The following is a 20,808-nucleotide window of genomic DNA, read 5'->3' as shown; positions in this document are numbered from 1 at the left end:
CACTATTTTCTGACAAATAAGATAGGCGACCCACGCTTTTTCGCTGTTTTTTTACCCAAACGGCAGCTGGTCAGTGGAAAAAGCCAGGTTATAGTGGGCGCGGCTCAACATCTTCAGGAGAATTGGCTTTATGGCCCTTGAGAAATCCGTCTCAAATTTTAACGGTGTGCACTATTTCAGCCAGGGCTGGAAACTGGTGCGTTTGCCGGGCATCCGGCGTTTTGTGGTGATGCCACTGCTGATTAACATCGTGATGCTGGGCGGCGCATTTATCTGGCTGTTTTACCGGCTGGGCGACTGGATCCCCCGCCTGCTGGCCCATATCCCGGACTGGCTGCAGTGGCTGAGCTATCTGCTGTGGCCGCTGTCGGTGATAGCGATTGTGCTGGTGTTTAGCTACTTCTTCTCCACGCTGGCGAACTGGATCGCCGCGCCCTTCTGCGGACTGCTGGCCGAGCAGCTCGAAGGTCGTCTGACCGGCAAGCCCTTGCCCGACAGCGGTTGGATGGGGTTGATTAAGGATGTGCCGCGCATCATGAAGCGTGAGCTGCAAAAGCTGGGTTACTATCTGCCGCGCGCCATCGGGCTGCTGCTGCTCTACTTTATTCCCGGCTTTGGCCAGACCGTCGCGCCGGTGCTGTGGTTCCTGTTCAGCGCCTGGATGCTGTCGGTGCAGTATTGCGACTACCCGTTTGATAACCATAAAGTCCCTTTTCAGCAGATGCGCAACGCCCTGCGACAGCACAAAACCGCTAACATGCAGTTTGGCGCACTGATTAGTCTGTTCACCATGATTCCGATTCTGAACCTTGCCATCATGCCGGTTGCTGTTTGCGGTGCCACGGCGATGTGGGTCGATCGCTATCGACAGAACCTGGCGCGTACCGAGCTGCGTTAGAACCATCAGCCAGCCTTATGCTCTTTTTAACGAGGCTTATTGCCGGCTGACATATAGATATGCGATTTCTTTCCTTCCGCACCCAGGCAGAACAGGTATGCTCAGAGGGTTCCCAATAATTCATACAGTTAAGGGCAGGCTATGAGTAAGATCTATGAAGACAACTCTTTGACAATTGGTCATACGCCACTGGTTCGACTGAACCGCATCGGTAACGGCCGCATCCTTGCGAAAGTTGAATCCCGTAACCCGAGCTTCAGCGTGAAATGCCGTATCGGTGCCAATATGATTTGGGACGCAGAGAAACGCGGCATTCTGAAGCCGGGCGTTGAGCTGGTTGAACCAACCAGCGGTAATACCGGTATCGCGCTGGCCTATGTGGCGGCAGCGCGCGGTTACAAACTGACGCTGACCATGCCGGAGACCATGTCGGTTGAGCGTCGTAAGCTGCTAAAAGCGCTGGGCGCACAGCTGGTACTGACCGAAGGCGCCAAAGGCATGAAAGGCGCTATCGTGAAAGCGGAAGAGATTGTCGCCAGTAACCCGGATAAATATGTGCTGTTACAGCAGTTCAGCAACCCGGCCAACCCGGAAATCCACGAAAAAACCACCGGTCCGGAAATCTGGGAAGATACCGACGGTGAAGTAGACGTGTTTATTGCTGGCGTCGGCACTGGCGGTACGCTGACCGGCGTAAGTCGCTATATCAAGAACACCAAAGGCAAGAAAGATTTGATTTCGGTCGCCGTTGAGCCGACTGATTCACCGGTGATTGCCCAGGCGCTGGCTGGCGATGAAATCAAGCCAGGCCCGCATAAGATTCAGGGTATCGGTGCCGGCTTTATTCCAGGCAACCTTGATCTGAATCTGATTGACCGGGTCATTGCCATCAGCAATGAAGAAGCCATCAGCACTGCCCGTCAGCTGATGGAAGAAGAAGGTATCCTGGCCGGTATCTCATCCGGTGCCGCGGTCGCTGCAGCGCTGAAGCTGCAGGAAGATGAAGCCTTCGCCAATAAGAACATTGTGGTGATCCTTCCCTCTTCCGGTGAGCGCTATCTCAGTACCGCCCTTTTTGCCGACCTGTTCACTGAAAAAGAGCTGCAGCAGTAACGGCTGAAAGTCTGAAAATGTCGAAAAAAGCACCCGATTGGGTGCTTTTTTGTGGTGCAGATCTCACTTTCACCACCCTGCAGATTGATTTCAGTGACGCGGCTCTGGTATTTAGACTGCCAATTATTTCGATGCCTGAAATTAATCCCTCTTTGAAGTGGATCAAGCTGAATCGATTTACGGATTTGGCGAAACGGCGATTAACGGCATAATTACCCGGTGACGTGTAGAATCGTTTTTGACACGCAACGGAATTGAAAAATTCATTCATGCGCGTCGTTAGCCAGCATGATGCTATACCCGCGCACCTACACAGGCTAAAGTGACGGCTCCAGGCTAGACTTTAGATCCAAAACACTCATCCTGATAACGTTGGGGAAATAGAATGTTCCAGCAAGAAGTTACCATTACCGCACCAAACGGTCTGCACACTCGCCCAGCTGCGCAATTCGTAAAAGAAGCCAAAGCTTTCCAGTCAGAAATTACCGTGACCTCTAACGGTAAATCAGCGAGCGCAAAAAGCCTGTTCAAACTGCAGACGCTGGGTTTAACCCAGGGGACTGTCGTGACCCTTTCCGCGGAAGGTGAAGACGAGCAAAAAGCAGTTGAGCATCTGGTCAAACTGATGGCTGAACTGGAGTAATTTCCGCTCAGCTTTCCAGCAAATCGACTCCTCTGCGCCATTGAGTGCAAACATCTTGATCGCGGACAATCTGTCCGCGTTATTGCTTTCGTAAAGTACGTGTCCCGCGACAATGGCACCGCAAAGAGTCCAATCAGCCATCGTGATTAAAAGGTAAGGTTATGATTTCAGGCATTTTAGCATCACCAGGTATCGCTTTCGGCAAAGCACTGCTGCTGAAAGAAGACGAGATCGTCATCAACCGCAAGAAAATTTCTGATGACCAGGTTGAGCAGGAAGTTCAGCGCTTCCTCGATGGCCGCAGTAAGGCGGCAGTACAACTGGAAGCGATTCGCGTCAAAGCGGGTGAAACCCTCGGTGAAGAGAAAGCCGCCATCTTCGAAGGCCACATCATGTTGCTGGAAGATGAAGAGCTGGAGCAGGAAATCATCGACCTGATCAAAAAAGATCACGCCTCTGCTGACGCCGCTGCCTACTCTGTTATCGATGGCCAGGCGAAAGCGCTGGAAGAGTTAGATGACGAATACCTGAAAGAGCGTGCGGCTGACGTACGTGACATCGGTAAACGTCTGCTGCAGAACATTTTAGGTCTGCATATCGTTGACCTGAGCGCAATTCAGGACGAATCCATTCTGGTGGCCAAAGACTTAACGCCGTCAGAAACCGCACAGCTGAACCTGAAAAAGGTGCTGGGCTTTATTACCGATTTAGGCGGGCGCACCTCGCACACCTCAATCATGGCGCGTTCCCTTGAGATCCCGGCAATTGTCGGAACCGGTAACGTCACCGCCACTATCAAAAATGGCGACTTCCTGATTCTGGATGGCGTTAACAACACCATTTACGTCAATCCTTCTGAAGCGATTCAGGAAGAGCTGAAAGCCGTACAGACACAGTATCTGTCTGAAAAACATGAATTAGCCAAGCTGAAAGATCTGCCGGCGGTGACGCTGGACGGTCATCAGGTAGAAGTGTGCGCTAACATCGGTACCGTGCGTGATATCGCCGGCGCTGAGCGCAACGGCGCTGAAGGCGTAGGCCTCTACCGTACTGAATTCCTGTTCATGGACCGTGATTCGCTGCCAAGCGAAGAAGAGCAGTTCCAGGCTTATAAAGCCGTCGCTGAAGCGATGGGTTCGCAGGCTGTAATCGTGCGTACCATGGACATTGGCGGCGACAAAGATCTGCCGTACATGAACCTGCCGAAAGAAGAGAACCCGTTCCTCGGCTGGCGCGCGATTCGTATCGCCATGGACCGCAAAGAGATCCTGCATGCCCAGCTGCGTGCCATCCTGCGTGCCTCATCATTCGGCAAACTGCGCATCATGTTCCCGATGATTATTTCGGTTGAAGAAGTGCGCAGCCTGAAAGCGGAACTGGAGCTGCTAAAAGCCCAGCTGCGCGAAGAAGGTAAAGCGTTTGATGAGAGCATTGAAGTCGGCATCATGGTGGAAACCCCAGCTTCTGCCGTCATCGCGCACCATCTGGCGAAGGAAGTCGACTTCTTCAGTATTGGGACCAACGACCTGACGCAGTATACTCTGGCGGTCGATCGTGGTAATGATTTGATCTCGCACCTGTACAACCCAATGACGCCATCAGTGCTGAATTTAATCAAGCAAGTCATTGATGCATCTCACGCTGAAGGCAAATGGACCGGCATGTGTGGTGAGCTGGCAGGTGATGAACGTGCTACACTACTGTTACTGGGAATGGGGCTGGACGAGTTCAGCATGAGTGCCATTTCTATCCCTGGCATCAAGAAAATCATTCGTAATACTAATTTCGAAGATGCGAAGGCATTGGCGGAGCAGGCACTGGCTCAACCGACAGCGGATGATTTGATGAATCTGGTTAACAAGTTCATCAAAGAAAAAACGCTCTGCTAATCTGCGAGATGCTGGCCCCAAATTACTGCTTAGGAGAAGATCATGGGTTTGTTTTCTAAACTTTTTGGCGAAAAAACAGATAGCGCTGGGACAATTGACATCGTAGCGCCTCTGTCAGGCGAAATCGTGAATATTGAAGACGTACCAGATGTGGTGTTTGCAGAAAAAATCGTGGGCGACGGTATTGCGATCAAACCGAGCGGCAACAAAATGGTCGCGCCTGTTGATGGCACTATCGGCAAGATTTTTGAAACCAACCACGCTTTTTCAATCGAGTCTGATAACGGCATTGAGCTGTTTGTCCACTTCGGCATCGATACGGTTGAACTGAAAGGTGAAGGCTTCAAACGCATCGCTGAAGAAGGCCAGAAGGTCAAAAAAGGCGACGTGGTCATCGAGTTCGATCTGCCGCTGCTGGAAGAGAAAGCAAAATCAACCCTGACACCGGTTGTCATCTCCAACATGGATGAAATCAAGGAATTGATCAAGCTGTCTGGCCAGGTGACCGTCGGCGAAACGCCGGTGATTCGCATCAAAAAGTAAGCGTCAATGATTAAACATAACGGCACCTTCGGGTGCCGTTATTGTTTCTGCCAGCCGGCAAGGCTCAGGGCTGCTGCCAGCGCGGTAAACGCAGCGTCAGCTCAAGCCCACCATCAGGACGGTTGATCGCTTTGACCTCGCCATGATGCGCCAGCACTACTTTGCGCACGATAGCCAACCCAAGGCCATAGCCTTTGCCCATCAGCGGCGAATTGACCCGCACAAACGGGTCAAAGATGCTGGATAACTTCTCTTCATCGACACCCGGCCCCTGATCCCGCACCCGAATCGCCAGCCACTGCTGTTCCACACTTAAGCGTACCTCAATCTGCTGACCGGGCAGCGAAAAGCGCAGCGCATTGCGCAGCACGTTCTCGACGCCACGCCGTATCAGCTCCGCATTACCGCGCACCGTGTAGTCGGCCTGTTGATCCACCAGAAACTCAACCCTGACGCCGGGGATCTGCGCTTCATAGCGGACATCGGTGACCACCGCCTCAAGTAATCCGGTCAGGTCAAAATATTGCTCATCCGGAATGCTTTCATGTTCGGCGCGCGACAGGGTTAACAATTCGCCGATCATTTTGTCCAGCCGGCGCGCCTCTTCATCAATCCGATCGAGTGAACTGCCGACGCTTTCCGGCGTCTGGCGCGCCAGTCCGGTGGCCAGCTGCAGCCGCGCCAGCGGGGAGCGCAGCTCATGGGAGATATCGTGCAGCAGCTCTTCGCGCGCCCGCACCAGCGTTTCCAGCCGTTCAACCATCGCGTCAAAGGCTTCCGCCACGTTGGAAATCTCATCGTGGCGTTTACGCATCATTGGAAACAGCCGCACGCTTAAATCGCCCTCGGCGACCCGGGAAAAGCCTTCGCGTAACTGACGCATCGGCCGAGTCAGATTCCAGGCCAGCAACAGGCTGAACAACAGGCCGACCGATCCGGCAAACACGAACATCGGCTCGGGAATATTGAGAAATTTGCGCGGCATCATGTTCATGCTGCTGTCTTCCCGCATGCCTTTAATGTTGTAGCGCAGCTCATACTCTTTGTTATCTGCGCCGCGCACCCAGCGCACAATCTGGTCGGGGATCCGGCCTTCAAACGGTGAATTTAGCCGCTCGGGCAGACTGGGCTGACCGGCCGGCCGCGCATGCTGTATCACGGTAAAAAACTGGCGATCGTTAGGCTCCCAGCCCGCCATCATATCCTCCAGCGCCGCCGGACCGCCCCGCTCCAGCACCGACACCGCAGAGGCCATTTGCAAATCGACGGTCCGCCGGATGGCGACGATTTCAGGCGGCTCATGGCGTTTACCGGAGAGCGAAAAGCCCAGCCAGAGTAACTGGCTCATGATGACGAACACTATCCAGAAGCCGATCAGAATCTTCCAGAACATCCGTCCACGGTAGCTTTGCTTCATCGAATACGGTAACCAATGCTGCGCACGGTTTCGATATTCACACTGTCAGCGGTTAAGGCGCTTAACTTCTGGCGGATATTACTGATGTGGACATCGACGCTGCGATCATAGGCTTCGCGAGGACGACCGAGCCCCTTTTCTGACAGCTCATCTTTCGATACCACCCGATCCGGCGCGCGCAGCAGCAGATCCAGCAGGTTAAATTCCGAGGCGGTCAGATCAAATGCTTTGCCCTGCCATTCGGTAATGCGGGTGGCAGGATTGAGCGTCAGCTCGCGCCAGCGCAGCGGCTCTTTGGTATCCGGCTGCGGCGCCTGCTCTTCAAACCGGCGCAGCACCGCACGCAGACGGGCCACCAGTTCACGTGGATAGCAGGGTTTTGGCATGTAATCATCCGCGCCCATCTCCAGTCCGATGACCCGATCAATATTGTCGCCTTTCGCGGTCAGCATAATCACCGGCAAACGGCTGTTCTGCCGCACCTGACGCAGCACATCAATACCGCTCATATCGGGCAGCATGATATCCAGAATCATTGCGGTGTATTGTCCGGACAGCGCCCCCTGAATCCCGGCGCTACCGGTTAACACCAGCTGCGCATCGAACCCTTCAGCGATCAGGTACTGGCTTAACATGGTGCCTAATTCAACATCATCATCAACAAGCAGGATTTTCATTTTTATCTCTCGTACAAAATTGCCGCTATTTTGTCCTGAGCCGCACCAGGGCGCAGCCTGATTTACGCGATCCTTACAGATTTAGCACTGCCGACGGCATAAGGCCACGCAAAAAAAAAGCCTGCGGGCAGCAATAACGCGCACGCAGGCCGGTTCAGGCGGAGATGAAGTTACTGATAGAGGCCGGTCGAGAGATAACGATCGCCGCGATCGCAGGCGATCGCCACCACTACGCTGCCGGGATGGGCAGCGGCGATCCGCAAGGCGCCCGCCACCGCGCCACCGGAGCTTACGCCGCAGAAAATCCCTTCACGTCGCGCCAGCGCGCGCATCGTCTCTTCCGCTTCCTGTTGTGACATATCAATCACGTCATCGACCAGATTGGGTCGGTAAATGCCCGGCAGATAGGCCAGCGGCCAGCGACGGATCCCCGGAATGCTGCTGCCCTCACTGGGCTGCAAACCGATCACCTGCACCCCGGTATTGTGCTCTTTCAGGTAACGCCCGACGCCGGTAATGGTACCGGTGGTGCCCATACTGGAGACAAAATGGGTCATCCGCTGGTTTGACTGCTGCCATAACTCGGGGCCGGTGGTCTGATAATGGCCCAGCGGATTATCCGGATTATTGAACTGGTCGAGTACCCGGCCTTCGCCACGCGCTGCCATCGCCTGCGCCAGGTCGCGGGCACCCTCCATTCCCTGATCGCGCGACACCAGCACCAGTTCCGCGCCGTAAGCGCGCATCGCATCCTGCCGCTCCTGACTCATGTTATCGGGCATCAGCAGACGCATCCGGTAGCCTTTCAGCGCGGCGATCATCGCCAGCGCAATGCCGGTATTGCCACTGGTGGCTTCAATCAGCTGATCGCCGGGAGTGATTTCGCCGCGCAACTCTGCCTGATGGATCATCGACCAGGCCGCGCGATCCTTGACCGAACCCGCCGGATTATTGCCTTCCAGCTTGAGCCACACCTCACTGCCGTTGGCGGGCGTCAGGCGCTGCAGCTTAATCAGCGGGGTATTGCCGATGGTATCTTCGAGAGTCGTCACGGTGTCGTTCCTGGCGTAGTGCAAAAGAAAAATGGCAAAAAAAAGGCGGGAGTCACACTCCCGCCCGGTGTTGATGAGAAAATATCAGGCGCTCTGCGCAAAGGCAACTGCGCGCAGCGGGGTGTCGCCCTGATAGAGACGCGCCTGCTGCAGGCCGACAAACAGGCGTTCGCCGCGAATCGGTGCGGTCTGCTCGCCTTCAAACACCAGCGAGAACGGCTCGCTCTGCCAGCCGGCAGGCTGCACCACCAGCTGCCAGAAATGTCCGCGCGGACTGATCTCCAGCACCTGAACCGGCAGCGGCGTTTCCAGGCTGCTTCGGCGCGAAACATCAATCTCCCACGGGCGCAGGAACAGTTCCACCGCGCCCTGATGCGCCGAGGTGTAGCCCAGCGGCCAGTGATGTGCACCTACATGGAACTGTGAACCCTGGATTTCGCCGTCAAAGCGGTTTACTTCACCAAGGAACTCCAGCACGAAGCGGGTCGCCGGATCGCGCCAGACGTCATCTGGCGTACCAACCTGTTCGATATTGCCCTGACTCATTACCACAACGCGATCGGCCACTTCCATCGCCTCTTCCTGGTCGTGGGTGACGAATACGCTGGTAAACTTCAGCTCTTCATGCAGCTGACGCAGCCAGCGGCGCAGCTCTTTACGCACCTGCGCATCCAGCGCGCCAAACGGCTCATCCAGCAGCAGGATTTGCGGTTCAACCGCTAAAGCACGCGCCAGCGCCACACGCTGTTTCTGTCCGCCCGACAGCTGCGCCGGAAAACGATTCGCCAGGTGCGCCAGCTGCACCATCTCCAGCAGGCGGGTCACGCGCTGTTTAATTTCCGCCGTGGACGGACGCTCACGACGCGGCAGCACCGTCAGGCCAAAGGCGATGTTGTCGAATACCGTCATATGACGGAACAGCGCATAGTGCTGAAACACAAACCCTACCTGACGGTCGCGGGCGTGCAGGCGACTGACGTCATGGTTATGAAACCGAATCTGACCGCTGTTCTGATGCTCCAGTCCGGCAATAATACGCAGCAGCGTGGTTTTTCCCGAGCCAGACGGGCCCAGCAGCGCCACCATTTCGCCCGAGGCAATATCAAGAGAGATATCGTTCAGCACCGACGTGCGACCAAAGGATTTGTTGATCTTGTTAATCTCAATGCTCATGATTTCCCTCCTGTTGCAAGCGGTTGTGCTGATGCGCTAAGCGCCATTGCACAATGCTCTTCAGAAACAGCGTGACAATTGCCATCAGCGTCAACAGCGCAGCGGCGGTAAACGCGCCAACGGTGTTGTAATCCTGATGCAGTAATTCAACCTGAAGCGGTAAGGTATAGGTCTCACCGCGAATCGATCCCGATACCACCGAGACCGCACCAAATTCACCAATCGCGCGGGCGTTGGTCAGCACCACGCCGTACAGCAGCGCCCAGCGGATATTCGGCAGCGTGACCCGACGGAACATCTGCCAGCCAGAAGCGCCCAGCAGAACCGCCGCTTCATCTTCGTGACTGCCCTGGCTCAGCATCACCGGCACCAGTTCACGGACGACAAACGGACAGGTAACAAACACCGTCGCCAGCACCATGCCGGGCCAGGCAAACATAATCTGGATGTTATGTGCATCCAGCCAGCCGCCAGCCGGGCCGTTAACGCCCCAGAACAGCAGATACATCAGACCGGCCACCACCGGCGAGACGGCAAACGGAATATCAAACAGCGTCAGCAGCAGCTGTCGTCCCGGGAAGGTAAAACGCGTCACCAGCCAGGCGAGCAGCGTACCGAACACCAGGTTGACCGGCACAGTGATCAGCGCGACCAGCACCGTCAGCCAGATCGCATGCAGCATGTCGCCATCCGCCAGATTGCCGAGCGCCACGCCTAATCCCTGGTTCAGTGCTTCCCAGAAGATCGAGGCCATCGGCACCACCAGCAGCAGGACCGACACCAGCGCCCCGATACCAATCAGCAGCCATTTGCCCCAGTTTACCGGCTGGCGGGCAGCATGATTAAGTTGCGAAACCTCTGCCATTAGTGGCCTCCCAGACGACGGCCAAAGCGGCTCTGTAATGTGTTAATCGCGAACAACAGAATCAACGAGGCGGCCAGAATCACCGAGGCGATAGCGCTGGCAGCCGGATAATCAAACTCCTGCAGCCGGACGAAAATCATCAGTGAAGTCACTTCGGTTTTCCAGGCGATGTTGCCGGCAATGAAGATCACCGCACCAAACTCACCCAGGCTGCGGGTAAACGACAAGGCGGTGCCTGCCAGCAGCGCGGGCGCGACTTCCGGCAGCACCACGCGGCGGAAACTCTGCCAAGGCGTGGCACCCAGCGTTTCGGCGGCTTCTTCATACTCCGGGCCTAACTCCTCCAGCACCGGCTGTACGGTTCGCACCACAAACGGGATACTGGTGAACGCCATCGCGATGGCAATGCCGATCCAGGTGTAGGAAATTTTGATATCAAAATGGGCAAACCACTGTCCATACCAGCCGTTGACTGAAAACAGACCGGCCAGCGTCAAGCCCGCCACGGCCGTCGGCAGGGCGAACGGCAGATCCATCAGGCCATCCAGCAATGTACGACCAGGAAAACGGTAACGGGTAAGGATCCACGCCATCAGCATGCCGAACACCGCGTTAAACAGCGAAGCCACGCCCGCAGAGAGCAGCGTCACCTTATAGGCGGCAATCAGCTGCGGATTGGTGATCACATCCCAGTACTGTTGCAGCGTCATCTGCGACAGCTGCATGAGCACTGCACTGATTGGCAGCAGCAGAATTAAACAGGTAAACAGCAGACTGGTGCCAAGGCTGATACCAAAGCCGGGCAATACGCGTTTCTGGCTGGCTGCAAACATTATCCACGCCCCGCCGCTAACAATTTGTCGAGCTCACCGCCGCTGACGAAATGGGTCTGCATCACTTTATCCCAGCCGCCAAAGGCGTCTTCAACCCGGAACAGCGTGGTTTGCGGGAAGCGATCTTTCTGCTCCGCCATCAGTTGCGGATTATTCACCCGGTAGTAGTAATGGGTAATGATCGCCTGAGCAGCCGGGGTATAGAGATAATTGAGGTAAGCGCTGGCCGCGTCAGTGGTGTTGTTGTGGGCGACATTTTTATCCACCCACGCCACCGGAAACTCCGCCAGAATGTCGGTCTTTGGCACCACCACTTCATACTGGTCTTTACCGTACTGATTGCGGATGTTGTTAACTTCCGACTCAAAGCTGATTAGCACATCGCCGAGGCCACGCTCAGCAAAGGTGGTAGTTGCGCCGCGGCCGCCGGTATCGAACACTTCAACATTTTTCAAAAACCGGGTCATAAAGGCGCGGGTTTTGGCCTGATCGCCGCCATCGGCTTTGTCCGCAGCGCCCCAGGCAGCCAGATAAGTGTAACGGCCATTACCGGAGGTTTTTGGATTGGGGAAAATCAGCTTCACGTCGTTGCGGGCCAGATCTGACCAGTCATGAATCTGCTTTGGATTGCCCTTACGCACCAGGAACGCCATGGTGGAGTAAAACGGCGAACTGTTGTTAGGCAGTCGGTTTTTCCAGTCCGCCGCAATCAGGTTGCCTTTATCATGCAGCACCTGCACGTCAGTCACCTGATTGTAGGTGACCACATCCGCGCGCAGCCCCTGCAGAATCGCCAGTGCCTGCTTCGAAGAGCCGGCATGTGACATCTTAATGGTCAGGGGATCGGCCGGATGGCTGGCATCCCACTGTTTAATAAACGGTGCATTCAGGGCAACAAACAGCTCACGCGACACATCGTAGGAGCTATTAAGTAATTCAGTAGCATGGACTGCGCCGGCCACGCTCAGCGACAAGGCGATACCGCTCACGATTTTTTTCATCGCTTGTAATGTCATTTGGCACCCTGAAAAAGTTTGATGCGGATCTCACCCGCTGAGGCACCAGTTTATTTATAACTGTGTGAAAACCAGTAACGGTTTTATATATCGTTTGATGATTTCAAAGTCGAAAAAAGCATAAGACGGCGGCGAAGTTTATGCTGTTTTCAGCAAAAGACGAGGCGGACGGCAGGTCGCGTCCGCTGCGTGATTGAGAGAGACGTACGGGACAACGGCGGGCTTGCCGGACAGCCCGCCGCACGCGCCGCTGACAGTCTTAACGCTGCCAGACTATCTTGCTGATTTTCCAGTTTTTCAGCGTGTCGTCAGAAGGCATTAACCCTTCCGGACCGTGCCAGTCGCCGTGGTAAACGTAAGTCAGATGCTGACTGCCGGGCACGCGGCAGGCGACGTCGCGGGTATCGGTTCCGCTGGCCAGCGCGCAGTTATCGAAGGCTTTCGTGAATTTATTGCTGAACAGATCGCCAACTTTGCTGCCGTCAGCGCTGACAATATTGCTGTCCATCACTTCAATGCGTTCTGGCTGTGACTGACCGTACACCACCACTTTAACCTCGCCATCCTTCAGCGCCTGCCAGAAAGAAACCACCTGGCCGTTCTGACTGCGCATCCCCTGACGCAGGCTATAGTCGCCGTTCAGTCCGTCATTAATGGCGCTTTCGCTCATGGCAGTTGAGGCGCTTAAGCCGCCCACGCCCTGCTCGGTCACGGTCAGCGAAGAACCAAACCAGTTCCACGGCAGCGTTGATGACCAGTGATAACTCAGCGGATTCCACCAGCTTACCTGCTGGCTGCTGTCAGCGCCGGAACCGGCGTTGCTGGCGCAGCCGCTCAACACAACGGCGGCCATCAGTAGCGTGGAACGAACAGCTTTCATGAAAACTCCTGTTAATGCGATGCCGGAAAGGCGGAACTGATTGGAGTCGCAAAGCGGCAAAAAGTTTATTTAAGATGGTGTTCGGGCAGAAAGCAGTCGCGCAGACGCCGGTTACTTTGCAGCCAGATCAACGCCAGCAGGTCAAACAGCGTCAGTAACAGCGGCAGCGGCGAGCTGAGCAGATCGCCCTGAATAAACTGCACGCCCTGCCAGAGTAAATTCACCAGCAGTGAAAGCGCCAGCACGCTGCGCCAGTGTTGCCACAGACGCGGCCAGCGCGTCCGGTAGCCGGTCAGCAGCAGCCCCGCCAGCGCCGGTAACCCGAGCGCGAGACCGATCCAGAACGCCTGCTGGTCAGGATAGAACAGCGCGAGCAGATCGTTGCCCTGCTGACGTGAAGCCCCGGCCATCACCAGCAGCAGCCAGGTGCGTGCCTGTAGCAGCAGGATCAACCAAAAAAGAAATGGCAGCCGCAGCTGCCCTTTGCCATCATATTCATCCGGCAGATAGTCGGGTGACGGATTAATATTCACGATCTTCAATCAGACGCTTGCCGTACAGCAGCGCATCAACCGGCTCGTAATCGAGCTTCTCGTAAAACGCTACCACCTGATCGTTCTCTTCCCGGATCATCAGATGCAGTTTCGGACAGCCGCGGGCAATCAGCTTCTTCTCCAGCCGGTTCATCAGGGCATTGGCAAAGCCGCGGCCCTGATAATCTGGATGGACCGCCAGATAGTAAGCGGCACCGCGGTGGCCATCGTAGCCCCCCATCAGCGTGCCCACTACCACACCGCCCACTTCAGCGACCAGAAAAAGATCGGGGTCGTGATGCATCTTACGTTCGATATCCAGCTCCGGATCGTTCCATGGCCGTAACAAATCGCAACGTTCCCATAAGGTGATCACTTCTTCAAAATCTTCCTGGCGGAAGGCGCGGATTTCCATCTTCTTTACCTGCAACTAACCACAATTTGCTGATTATCACGCATTCTTCGACACACGCAACCCTCGCCACGCTGGCGACAAACAAAAAACGCAAATTTTCTGTTCGCGGACTGAAATACAAAGTAATGCCCTGAAATGTTTCAGAGATCGCAGCCGGCATAGCGTTACGCTATAACATCGGCAACATTCTTCTGAACGGACCCGCACATGCATTTGCTTAAACGTTTGATCCACCGTCGCCAGTTACTGCTTTCCGGGCTGGCGCTGGCCATTTTATCGCCGCGTGCCGTTCAGGCCAAAGAGGCGTCTGCTGGGCTGCAGAACAGTACGCGTCATCCGCGCCCTGCTCCACCAGCCAAAAATGGCAAGCACATCGTCATGCTTGATCCCGGCCACGGCGGCGTTGACTCTGGCGCGGTGGGCGAAGAGGGATCGGAAGAGAAGCACATCGTGCTGGAGATCGCCGGCAATGTGCAGCGTCAGTTACAGAGCCATCCGCGCATTGAAGTACGGCTGACGCGCGACAGCGACCATTTCATTCCGCTGTATCAGCGGGTCGAGATTGCCCATCAGCACGGCGCGCATCTGTTTATGTCGATCCATGCCGATGGGTTCACCAGCCCGGACGCTAATGGCGCTTCGGTGTTTGCGCTCTCCAATCGCGGCGCCAGCAGTTCAATGGCACGCTATCTGTCGCAGCGGGAAAACGATGCCGACAAACTGGGCGGCGTGAAGGTGCAGCAACAGGATCACTATCTGCAGCAAATTCTGTTCGATCTGGTGCAGACCGACACCATCAAAAACAGCCTGACGCTCGGTAAGCACGTGCTGGACCAGATCCGGCCGGTGCACCATCTGCACAGCCAGCACACCGAACAGGCGGCGTTTGCGGTACTGAAGTCGCCGTCGATTCCTTCGGTGCTGGTCGAAACCTCGTTTATTACCAATCCGCGTGAAGAACAGTTGCTCGGCACCAGCGCGTTCCGCCAGAAGATTGCCGCTGCCATTGCCAGCGGTATCGTCAACTACTTCGATGAATTCGATCGCCACAACGCCTGATTGTGGCCAGCTGTTCAGCGCACTAACACCGCCGCAGCCATGCAAGACGCCAGATTTTGCGTATAATCGCGGCAGACTTTGACCAACAATAAGCGAAGAGATGGCTGATATTTCCCGCGTAAAAGCATTCCTGCTATCCCTGCAGGATGAGATTTGTAGCCGCCTGGCGGCAGAAGATGGCGGCGCACAGTTTGCCGAAGATAGCTGGCAGCGTCCCGGCGGCGGCGGCGGGCAGAGCCGTGTGCTGCGCAACGGGGCGGTATTTGAACAGGCGGGCGTCAACTTTTCGCATGTGCATGGCGATCAAATGCCGGCCTCGGCAACCGCGCACCGGCCAGAGCTGGCGGGTCGCAGCTTTGAAGCGATGGGCGTCTCGCTGGTGATTCACCCACATAATCCTTACGTGCCCACCAGCCATGCTAACGTCCGTTTCTTTATTGCTGAGAAACCGGGAGCCGATCCGGTGTGGTGGTTTGGCGGCGGTTTTGACCTGACGCCGTTTTACGGCTTTGAAGAGGATGCGCTGCACTGGCATCAGACCGCCTTCGATATTTGCCAGCCGTTTGGCGACGATATCTATCCACGTTATAAAAAGTGGTGCGACGACTACTTCTATCTCAAACATCGCGATGAGCAGCGCGGCATTGGCGGCCTGTTTTTTGACGATCTTAATACCCCTGACTTTGAGCACTGCTTCAGCTTTATGCAGGCGGTGGGCCGCGGCTTTATTGATGCCTATCTACCGATTGTGGCACGACGTAAAGATCATCCGTGGGGCGACCGTGAACGACAGTTCCAGCTCTATCGTCGCGGCCGCTATGTGGAGTTCAATCTGGTGTGGGATCGCGGCACGCTGTTTGGTCTGCAGACCGGCGGCCGTACCGAATCGATCCTGATGTCGATGCCGCCGCTGGTGCGCTGGGAATATGCTTACCAGCCGGCTAAGGATTCGCCTGAAGCCGCGCTCTACCGCGATTTCCTGCCGGTAAAGAACTGGCTGAATCTTCCCGCCTGATCGCATGACTCCGCAGCGCGGCCTGCGCTGCGGTTAAATCACCGTTGCAGCGTTGAATACGCTGTTTTACCGCGACCAACAATAAAGCCATCCTGTTACCGGTTCTCCTGTCCGAATAAAACCAAAATAGCCTTCACTTCCGTTTGATGCTCATCCGTTTGCGCTTCTCGTTTGATTGATATAATAAAAGCCCCGCGACAAGGATAACGGCAATGGCCCTTTTTATTGATCCAGATGAAACACTTAAATCACTTAGCTTTACTGACGTTGCTGAGCAACTCAATATTGCATTAAAAAGTGGTTTTAAACCCAACCTGACCCCGTGGCTGGGTAAAAATATTCTCTTCGACGATATCGTTGCTAAAAGAGATCACAGTAACGACCATTATGAAGATCAATGTTCAGCAAAATATTACTATGACATTTTCAATACGATTAAATCGTCTCTGGGCGAAGCAAACAGAATCGTTGAAGTCGGGGTATTCATGGGCGGAAGTACCTCAATTTTAGCGGGGTGTGCCCATTATCTGGGTATTGAACTCGACTTAATCGATATCAACCGTAATTTTTTACAGTTTGCCCACGAGCGCGCCAGAAGAAGCTACCCTGAAGCCGTTGAAAGCCGGGTCAGAATGTTTCACGGTACGCTGCCGGAATATGTCAGAGATGTGCTGATGGGCGAAGAGAATGTCAAAATCATTATTCATCATGATGGTTCACACTCGTTTGAACAGGTGATTCGTGATCTCGGCAGCCTCTATTATTTAAAAGATAAACTGCACAGCATCCTGATTCAGGATACCCATTTGCGCGGCGTACCTAAGTATTTTAATTTTGTTGATGCGGCAGTGTATTCCATTTTCGGACGGGATGTCACCTACGCGCCTATCGGCAGCGTTTATAATGACAGCCGACTTTGCGAACCTAATAAATGGCAAGGTAATTACTTCATGCCCGGCGAGCCTGAAGGAATGTATATTCCACTGAGCCATAACAAGTTTCACTATCCTCATCCAAAAATCGGGTTCTCAGAATTTTTTGAAAGTGTTTAACTGCGCTCCGATTCAATAAGTTTCCCTGGCAGCCCGTATTCATCCTGATGATATAACACGCCACTCAACGGTTATCGGCTATTCCCCTCCGGGGAAGAGGCCGATTTCCCGCCGTCTTTCCACAACGCACTTACTCTGCACTCACCACATCAAAACCCCGGTCCCGATTACAGATCAACTTAGCGGACCAGCCGCTGCTGTCGCCCTTCGCCGACGCTTCCTTTATTGCCGCCTGACTGACGGCAATGCTTACGCGTGCCACTCCCGCCTCAACCGTCGTGCGCCACCCGCTGACGCTGCCAGTGTCGCTGATACGGCACGGATTGCTACAGTGTTGCCTGCGTCATTTATCCTGGCTGCTATGCTTAGAGGTGGAATATGGCGCACCCCACGGTTAACACCGCATGACGGCTCCTTCGCACCGCCTCGCAGCGCAACAATCAGAGAAACCGCATTTTCATCGGAAAGTGTCTGTTGCAATGTTATGGGTTCGCGTTCCCGGTAGCAGAGCACGCCACAGATTGGCTACGAGGCCTGAGGTGCTCCCTTTTCGCTTTCATGTTTTCTTTTCAAGGAGTTTAGAAATGAACCAGCTAGAAGCCCTAAAACAGTTCACCACCGTGGTGGCGGACAGTGGTGATATCGAATCAATTCGCAATTACCATCCGGAAGACGCCACCACCAACCCGTCACTGATCCTCAAAGCCTCCAGTCTTGATGCCTATAAACACCTGATTGATGATGCGATCGACTACGCCAAAAAACAGGGCGGCAGCAAAGAGACGCAGATCATCAACGCCAGCGACAAAGTGGCGATTAACCTCGGTATGGAGATTCTGAAAAGCGTACCGGGCCGTGTCTCGACCGAAGTGGATGCGCGCCTCTCTTTCGATCGTGGCATGTGTGTGACTAAAGCAGAGAAACTGGTTCGCCTGTACGAAGAGCATGGTATCGACCGCTCACGTATTCTGATCAAGCTGGCCTCAACCTGGGAAGGCATCCGCGCGGCAGAAGAGCTGGAGAAAAATGGCATCAACTGTAACCTGACGCTGCTGTTCTCCTTTGCCCAGGCGCGAGCCTGTGCCGAGGCGGGCGTGTTCCTGATCTCGCCATTTGTTGGCCGTATTTATGACTGGTACAACAGCCGCAAACCGATGGACCCTTATGTGGTCGATGAAGATCCGGGCGTGAAATCCGTTCGTCGCATCTACGACTACTACAAAAAGCATCGCTACAGCACCATCATCATGGGTGCCAGCTTCCGTAAAGTGGAGCAGATTGTGGCACTGGCCGGCTGCGACCGTCTGACCATTTCGCCTAACCTGCTGGAAGAGTTACAGAACAGCGATGCGCCGCTGGAACGTAAACTGGAGCCATCAACCGAAGGCTTCCATCAGCCGTCGCCGCTCTCTGAAGCTGAGTTCCGCTGGGAGCATAACCAGGATCCGATGGCGGTGGAAAAACTCTCTGACGGTATCCGTCAGTTCGCGGTTGACCAGCAGAAGCTGGAAGATGTGCTCGCCGCACGCCTGTAGTGTTCATTTTTAGTCGGGCGGGAATTTCCCGCCCTGATTCTTAACAAGGGAGAACTTTATGTCCTCACGCAGAGAGTTGGCAAACGCGATTCGTGCACTGAGTATGGATGCGGTACAGAAAGCAAACTCAGGTCACCCGGGTGCGCCAATGGGCATGGCAGATATCGCTGAAGTCTTATGGCGCGACTTCCTCAAACACAATCCGACCAATCCCGCCTGGCTCGACCGCGACCGGTTTATTCTCTCCAACGGTCACGGCTCAATGCTGCTTTACAGCCTGCTGCACCTGACCGGTTATGATCTGCCGATTGAAGAGCTCAAGAATTTCCGTCAGCTGCATTCAAAAACCCCGGGCCACCCGGAGATCGGCTACACCCCTGGCGTTGAAACCACCACCGGCCCGCTGGGTCAGGGACTGGCGAATGCTGTCGGCTTAGCCATTGCCGAACGCACCCTGGCGGCGCAGTTTAACCGCCCGGATCACGACATCGTTGACCACTTCACCTATGTCTTCATGGGCGATGGCTGTCTGATGGAAGGGATCTCGCACGAAGTCTGTTCGCTGGCCGGTACGTTGGGCCTCGGCAAACTGATCGGCTTCTACGACCACAATGGTATTTCGATTGATGGCGAGACCGAAGGCTGGTTTACCGACGACACCCATAAACGCTTTGAATCCTACAACTGGCATGTGATTGGCGACATTGACGGACACGATCCGGAAGCAGTCAGCCAGGCGATCAAAGAAGCGCAGAGCGTGACTGACAAGCCGTCACTGATTATCTGCCGCACTATTATCGGTTTCGGTTCGCCGAACAAAGCCGGTAAAGAAGAGTCACACGGTGCGGCGCTGGGTGAGGAAGAAGTGGCGCTGACGCGTAAGCAGCTCGGCTGGAACTATCCGCCGTTTGAAATTCCGGCAGAGATCTACCAGCAGTGGGATGCCAAAGCCGCCGGTGCGGAACGCGAAAAAGCCTGGGATGCTAAATTTGCCGCCTATAAGCAGGCCCATCCTGAGCTGGCTCTGGAATATGAGCGCCGGATGAATGGCGAAATGCCGTCTACCTGGGAAGCGGAAGCCACCAAATTCATCAACGATCTGCAGGCCAATCCACAGAAAATTGCCAGCCGTAAAGCGTCGCAAAACTCGCTGGAAGCCTACGGTAAATTACTGCCCGAGTTCCTCGGCGGATCGGCTGACCTGGCCCCGAGTAACCTCACCATCTGGTCAGGCTCGAAGTCGATTAAAGACGATCCGGCCGGTAACTACATCCACTACGGCGTGCGTGAATTCGGCATGACAGCGATTGGTAACGGTATCGCTCACCATGGTGGCTTCGTGCCTTACACCGCGACCTTCCTGATGTTCGTTGAGTACGCGCGTAATGCGGCGCGTATGGCGGCACTGATGAAAGCGCGGCAGATTCTGGTCTATACCCATGACTCGATTGGTCTGGGTGAAGATGGCCCGACGCACCAGCCGGTTGAGCAGATCGCCAGCCTGCGCCTGACGCCGAACATGAGCGTCTGGCGTCCGTGCGATCAGGTTGAGACGGCGGTGGCATGGAAAGCGGCGGTAGAACGCCATCACGGCCCGACGGCGCTGATCCTGTCACGTCAGAACCTGCTGCAACCGGAGCGCACGCCAGAGCAGATTGAGAACATCAAGCGCGGCGGTTATGTGCTGAAAGACTGCGACGGTACGCCAGAAGTGATTCTGATCGCGACCGGTTCAGAGATTGAGATCACCCTTGGCGCCGCGGAGAAACTGACCACCGGTGGCCATAAAGTCCGGGTGGTTTCTCTGCCATCTACTGACCTGTTTGATGCACAGGATGCCGCTTACCGTGAATCGGTACTGCCGAGCGGCGTGAAAGCGCGCGTGGCGGTTGAAGCCGGTATCGCTGATTACTGGTTCAAGTATGTCGGACTGGATGGTGCGATTGTCGGGATGACCACCTTTGGCGAATCAGCGCCGGCCGGTAAGTTGTTCCCTGAGTTTGGCTTCACGATTGAAAACATCGTCAGCCACGCTGAAGCATTACTCAAGCCAGTTTAATGGTTTTGCCCTTCCCGGCCGATCGGGAAGGGCCATTTCTGCTCATAGCCTGAAACAGAAAAAAATCTGCTTACCCCTCTTCCCGCCTCGCGCAAACTGATTACTATAGACTCGTCCTATTTTACGCTGCCTGTCCGCTGG

22 protein-coding genes are annotated in these 20,808 nt (G+C 55.1%); 11 read left to right on the top strand and 11 right to left on the bottom strand.

Annotation, left to right across the window (positions count from 1 at the left end; all coding sequences use genetic code 11):
* Positions 1-130: 130 nt before the first annotated feature.
* The 6 genes from cysZ to crr all read left to right on the top strand — a co-directional run bounded on the left by cysZ (position 131) and on the right by crr (position 5,086).
* A complete protein-coding gene (cysZ, locus tag ACLIBF_RS06235; protein ID WP_031375860.1) occupies positions 131-898 on the top strand; it encodes a sulfate transporter CysZ in 768 nt (255 codons plus the stop codon).
* A 141-nt stretch (positions 899-1,039) separates the two neighbouring features.
* On the top strand, positions 1,040-2,011 hold the full coding sequence (gene cysK, locus ACLIBF_RS06230) for a cysteine synthase A (protein WP_448309482.1): 972 nt from the start codon (positions 1,040-1,042) through the stop codon (positions 2,009-2,011).
* A gap of 17 nt (positions 2,012-2,028) precedes the next feature.
* Positions 2,029-2,223 (top strand): hypothetical protein, encoded by a 195-nt coding sequence (locus ACLIBF_RS06225; RefSeq protein ID WP_069728737.1) that lies wholly within the window; start codon positions 2,029-2,031, stop codon positions 2,221-2,223.
* A 173-nt stretch (positions 2,224-2,396) separates the two neighbouring features.
* Complete coding sequence (ptsH, locus tag ACLIBF_RS06220; protein ID WP_003848868.1) at positions 2,397-2,654, top strand: phosphocarrier protein Hpr; 258 nt, start codon at positions 2,397-2,399, stop codon at positions 2,652-2,654.
* A 161-nt stretch (positions 2,655-2,815) separates the two neighbouring features.
* Positions 2,816-4,543 carry a phosphoenolpyruvate-protein phosphotransferase PtsI gene (gene ptsI, locus ACLIBF_RS06215; RefSeq protein ID WP_069728736.1) on the top strand — a complete coding sequence of 576 codons (1,728 nt, stop codon included), beginning with the start codon at positions 2,816-2,818 and terminating at the stop codon, positions 4,541-4,543.
* A 42-nt stretch (positions 4,544-4,585) separates the two neighbouring features.
* Positions 4,586-5,086, top strand: a complete 501-nt coding sequence (gene crr, locus ACLIBF_RS06210; protein ID WP_069728735.1) for a PTS glucose transporter subunit IIA — start codon at positions 4,586-4,588, stop codon at positions 5,084-5,086.
* 64 nt (positions 5,087-5,150) lie between these two features.
* On the opposite strand, the gene ACLIBF_RS06205 is transcribed toward crr, so the two are convergent.
* The 10 genes from ACLIBF_RS06205 to ACLIBF_RS06160 all read right to left on the bottom strand — a co-directional run bounded on the left by ACLIBF_RS06205 (position 5,151) and on the right by ACLIBF_RS06160 (position 13,947).
* Positions 5,151-6,503, bottom strand: a complete 1,353-nt coding sequence (locus ACLIBF_RS06205; protein ID WP_069728734.1) for an ATP-binding protein — start codon at positions 6,501-6,503, stop codon at positions 5,151-5,153.
* A complete protein-coding gene (locus tag ACLIBF_RS06200) occupies positions 6,500-7,180 on the bottom strand; it encodes a response regulator transcription factor (protein WP_031375856.1) in 681 nt (226 codons plus the stop codon). The genes ACLIBF_RS06205 and ACLIBF_RS06200 overlap by 4 nt, the downstream gene beginning before the upstream one ends.
* 170 nt (positions 7,181-7,350) lie before the next feature.
* Positions 7,351-8,232, bottom strand: a complete 882-nt coding sequence (gene cysM, locus ACLIBF_RS06195; RefSeq protein ID WP_031375855.1) for a cysteine synthase CysM — start codon at positions 8,230-8,232, stop codon at positions 7,351-7,353.
* A gap of 84 nt (positions 8,233-8,316) precedes the next feature.
* The gene (cysA, locus tag ACLIBF_RS06190) at positions 8,317-9,405 is read right to left on the bottom strand and encodes a sulfate/thiosulfate ABC transporter ATP-binding protein CysA (protein WP_046288180.1); all 1,089 of its coding nucleotides are present in this window, start codon (positions 9,403-9,405) and stop codon (positions 8,317-8,319) included.
* Positions 9,395-10,270, bottom strand: coding sequence for a sulfate/thiosulfate ABC transporter permease CysW (cysW, locus tag ACLIBF_RS06185; protein ID WP_069728733.1), 876 nt, complete (start codon positions 10,268-10,270; stop codon positions 9,395-9,397). The genes cysA and cysW overlap by 11 nt, the downstream gene beginning before the upstream one ends.
* Positions 10,270-11,103: a sulfate/thiosulfate ABC transporter permease CysT gene (cysT, locus tag ACLIBF_RS06180; protein ID WP_031375853.1), complete on the bottom strand. Its 834-nt coding sequence runs from the start codon at positions 11,101-11,103 to the stop codon at positions 10,270-10,272. Before cysT ends, cysW begins: the two co-directional genes overlap by 1 nt.
* Positions 11,103-12,119, bottom strand: a complete 1,017-nt coding sequence (locus ACLIBF_RS06175) for a sulfate ABC transporter substrate-binding protein (protein ID WP_159223380.1) — start codon at positions 12,117-12,119, stop codon at positions 11,103-11,105. The genes cysT and ACLIBF_RS06175 overlap by 1 nt, the downstream gene beginning before the upstream one ends.
* A 259-nt stretch (positions 12,120-12,378) precedes the next feature.
* Positions 12,379-12,999: an RpoE-regulated lipoprotein gene (locus ACLIBF_RS06170; RefSeq protein ID WP_279809766.1), complete on the bottom strand. Its 621-nt coding sequence runs from the start codon at positions 12,997-12,999 to the stop codon at positions 12,379-12,381.
* A 65-nt stretch (positions 13,000-13,064) separates the two neighbouring features.
* Positions 13,065-13,532 carry a DUF2919 family protein gene (locus tag ACLIBF_RS06165; protein WP_031375850.1) on the bottom strand — a complete coding sequence of 156 codons (468 nt, stop codon included), beginning with the start codon at positions 13,530-13,532 and terminating at the stop codon, positions 13,065-13,067.
* Positions 13,522-13,947, bottom strand: a complete 426-nt coding sequence (locus tag ACLIBF_RS06160; RefSeq protein WP_031375849.1) for a GNAT family acetyltransferase — start codon at positions 13,945-13,947, stop codon at positions 13,522-13,524. Before ACLIBF_RS06160 ends, ACLIBF_RS06165 begins: the two co-directional genes overlap by 11 nt.
* A gap of 207 nt (positions 13,948-14,154) precedes the next feature.
* On the opposite strand from ACLIBF_RS06160, the gene amiA reads away from it, so the two are divergent.
* From amiA to ACLIBF_RS06145, 3 genes are all read left to right on the top strand, one after another.
* Positions 14,155-15,006 carry an N-acetylmuramoyl-L-alanine amidase AmiA gene (amiA, locus tag ACLIBF_RS06155; protein WP_031375848.1) on the top strand — a complete coding sequence of 284 codons (852 nt, stop codon included), beginning with the start codon at positions 14,155-14,157 and terminating at the stop codon, positions 15,004-15,006.
* Positions 15,007-15,106: 100 nt separating this feature from the next.
* Positions 15,107-16,021, top strand: a complete 915-nt coding sequence (gene hemF, locus ACLIBF_RS06150) for an oxygen-dependent coproporphyrinogen oxidase (RefSeq protein WP_279809768.1) — start codon at positions 15,107-15,109, stop codon at positions 16,019-16,021.
* 212 nt (positions 16,022-16,233) lie between these two features.
* Positions 16,234-17,073: a class I SAM-dependent methyltransferase gene (locus ACLIBF_RS06145; protein ID WP_279809769.1), complete on the top strand. Its 840-nt coding sequence runs from the start codon at positions 16,234-16,236 to the stop codon at positions 17,071-17,073.
* A 130-nt stretch (positions 17,074-17,203) separates the two neighbouring features.
* On the opposite strand, the gene ACLIBF_RS06140 is transcribed toward ACLIBF_RS06145, so the two are convergent.
* Positions 17,204-17,335, bottom strand: coding sequence for a hypothetical protein (locus tag ACLIBF_RS06140; RefSeq protein WP_279809770.1), 132 nt, complete (start codon positions 17,333-17,335; stop codon positions 17,204-17,206).
* Positions 17,336-17,657: 322 nt separating this feature from the next.
* On the opposite strand from ACLIBF_RS06140, the gene tal reads away from it, so the two are divergent.
* Together tal and tkt are read left to right on the top strand one after the other, a co-directional pair.
* Positions 17,658-18,608: a transaldolase gene (gene tal / locus ACLIBF_RS06135; RefSeq protein WP_031375846.1), complete on the top strand. Its 951-nt coding sequence runs from the start codon at positions 17,658-17,660 to the stop codon at positions 18,606-18,608.
* Positions 18,609-18,666: 58 nt separating this feature from the next.
* On the top strand, positions 18,667-20,667 hold the full coding sequence (gene tkt, locus ACLIBF_RS06130) for a transketolase (RefSeq protein ID WP_031375845.1): 2,001 nt from the start codon (positions 18,667-18,669) through the stop codon (positions 20,665-20,667).
* Positions 20,668-20,808 lie beyond the last annotated feature (141 nt).

The organism is Pantoea sp. PGP6 (assembly GCF_053474785.1).
This window is presented reverse-complemented; position numbering and strand designations above follow the sequence as displayed.

Coding starts and splice junctions, on each gene's coding strand:
- ACLIBF_RS06145 (WP_279809769.1), top strand. CDS start 16,234: ATGGCCCTTTTTATTGATCCAGATGAAACACTTAAATCACTTAGCTTT.
- cysZ (WP_031375860.1), top strand. CDS start 131: ATGGCCCTTGAGAAATCCGTCTCAAATTTTAACGGTGTGCACTATTTC.
- ACLIBF_RS06170 (WP_279809766.1), bottom strand. CDS start 12,999: ATGAAAGCTGTTCGTTCCACGCTACTGATGGCCGCCGTTGTGTTGAGC.
- ACLIBF_RS06205 (WP_069728734.1), bottom strand. CDS start 6,503: ATGAAGCAAAGCTACCGTGGACGGATGTTCTGGAAGATTCTGATCGGC.
- ACLIBF_RS06175 (WP_159223380.1), bottom strand. CDS start 12,119: ATGACATTACAAGCGATGAAAAAAATCGTGAGCGGTATCGCCTTGTCG.
- ACLIBF_RS06160 (WP_031375849.1), bottom strand. CDS start 13,947: ATGGAAATCCGCGCCTTCCGCCAGGAAGATTTTGAAGAAGTGATCACC.
- tkt (WP_031375845.1), top strand. CDS start 18,667: ATGTCCTCACGCAGAGAGTTGGCAAACGCGATTCGTGCACTGAGTATG.
- ACLIBF_RS06200 (WP_031375856.1), bottom strand. CDS start 7,180: ATGAAAATCCTGCTTGTTGATGATGATGTTGAATTAGGCACCATGTTA.
- cysT (WP_031375853.1), bottom strand. CDS start 11,103: ATGTTTGCAGCCAGCCAGAAACGCGTATTGCCCGGCTTTGGTATCAGC.
- tal (WP_031375846.1), top strand. CDS start 17,658: ATGAACCAGCTAGAAGCCCTAAAACAGTTCACCACCGTGGTGGCGGAC.
- cysA (WP_046288180.1), bottom strand. CDS start 9,405: ATGAGCATTGAGATTAACAAGATCAACAAATCCTTTGGTCGCACGTCG.
- ptsH (WP_003848868.1), top strand. CDS start 2,397: ATGTTCCAGCAAGAAGTTACCATTACCGCACCAAACGGTCTGCACACT.
- amiA (WP_031375848.1), top strand. CDS start 14,155: ATGCATTTGCTTAAACGTTTGATCCACCGTCGCCAGTTACTGCTTTCC.
- crr (WP_069728735.1), top strand. CDS start 4,586: ATGGGTTTGTTTTCTAAACTTTTTGGCGAAAAAACAGATAGCGCTGGG.
- cysW (WP_069728733.1), bottom strand. CDS start 10,270: ATGGCAGAGGTTTCGCAACTTAATCATGCTGCCCGCCAGCCGGTAAAC.
- cysK (WP_448309482.1), top strand. CDS start 1,040: ATGAGTAAGATCTATGAAGACAACTCTTTGACAATTGGTCATACGCCA.
- ACLIBF_RS06225 (WP_069728737.1), top strand. CDS start 2,029: ATGTCGAAAAAAGCACCCGATTGGGTGCTTTTTTGTGGTGCAGATCTC.
- ptsI (WP_069728736.1), top strand. CDS start 2,816: ATGATTTCAGGCATTTTAGCATCACCAGGTATCGCTTTCGGCAAAGCA.
- hemF (WP_279809768.1), top strand. CDS start 15,107: ATGGCTGATATTTCCCGCGTAAAAGCATTCCTGCTATCCCTGCAGGAT.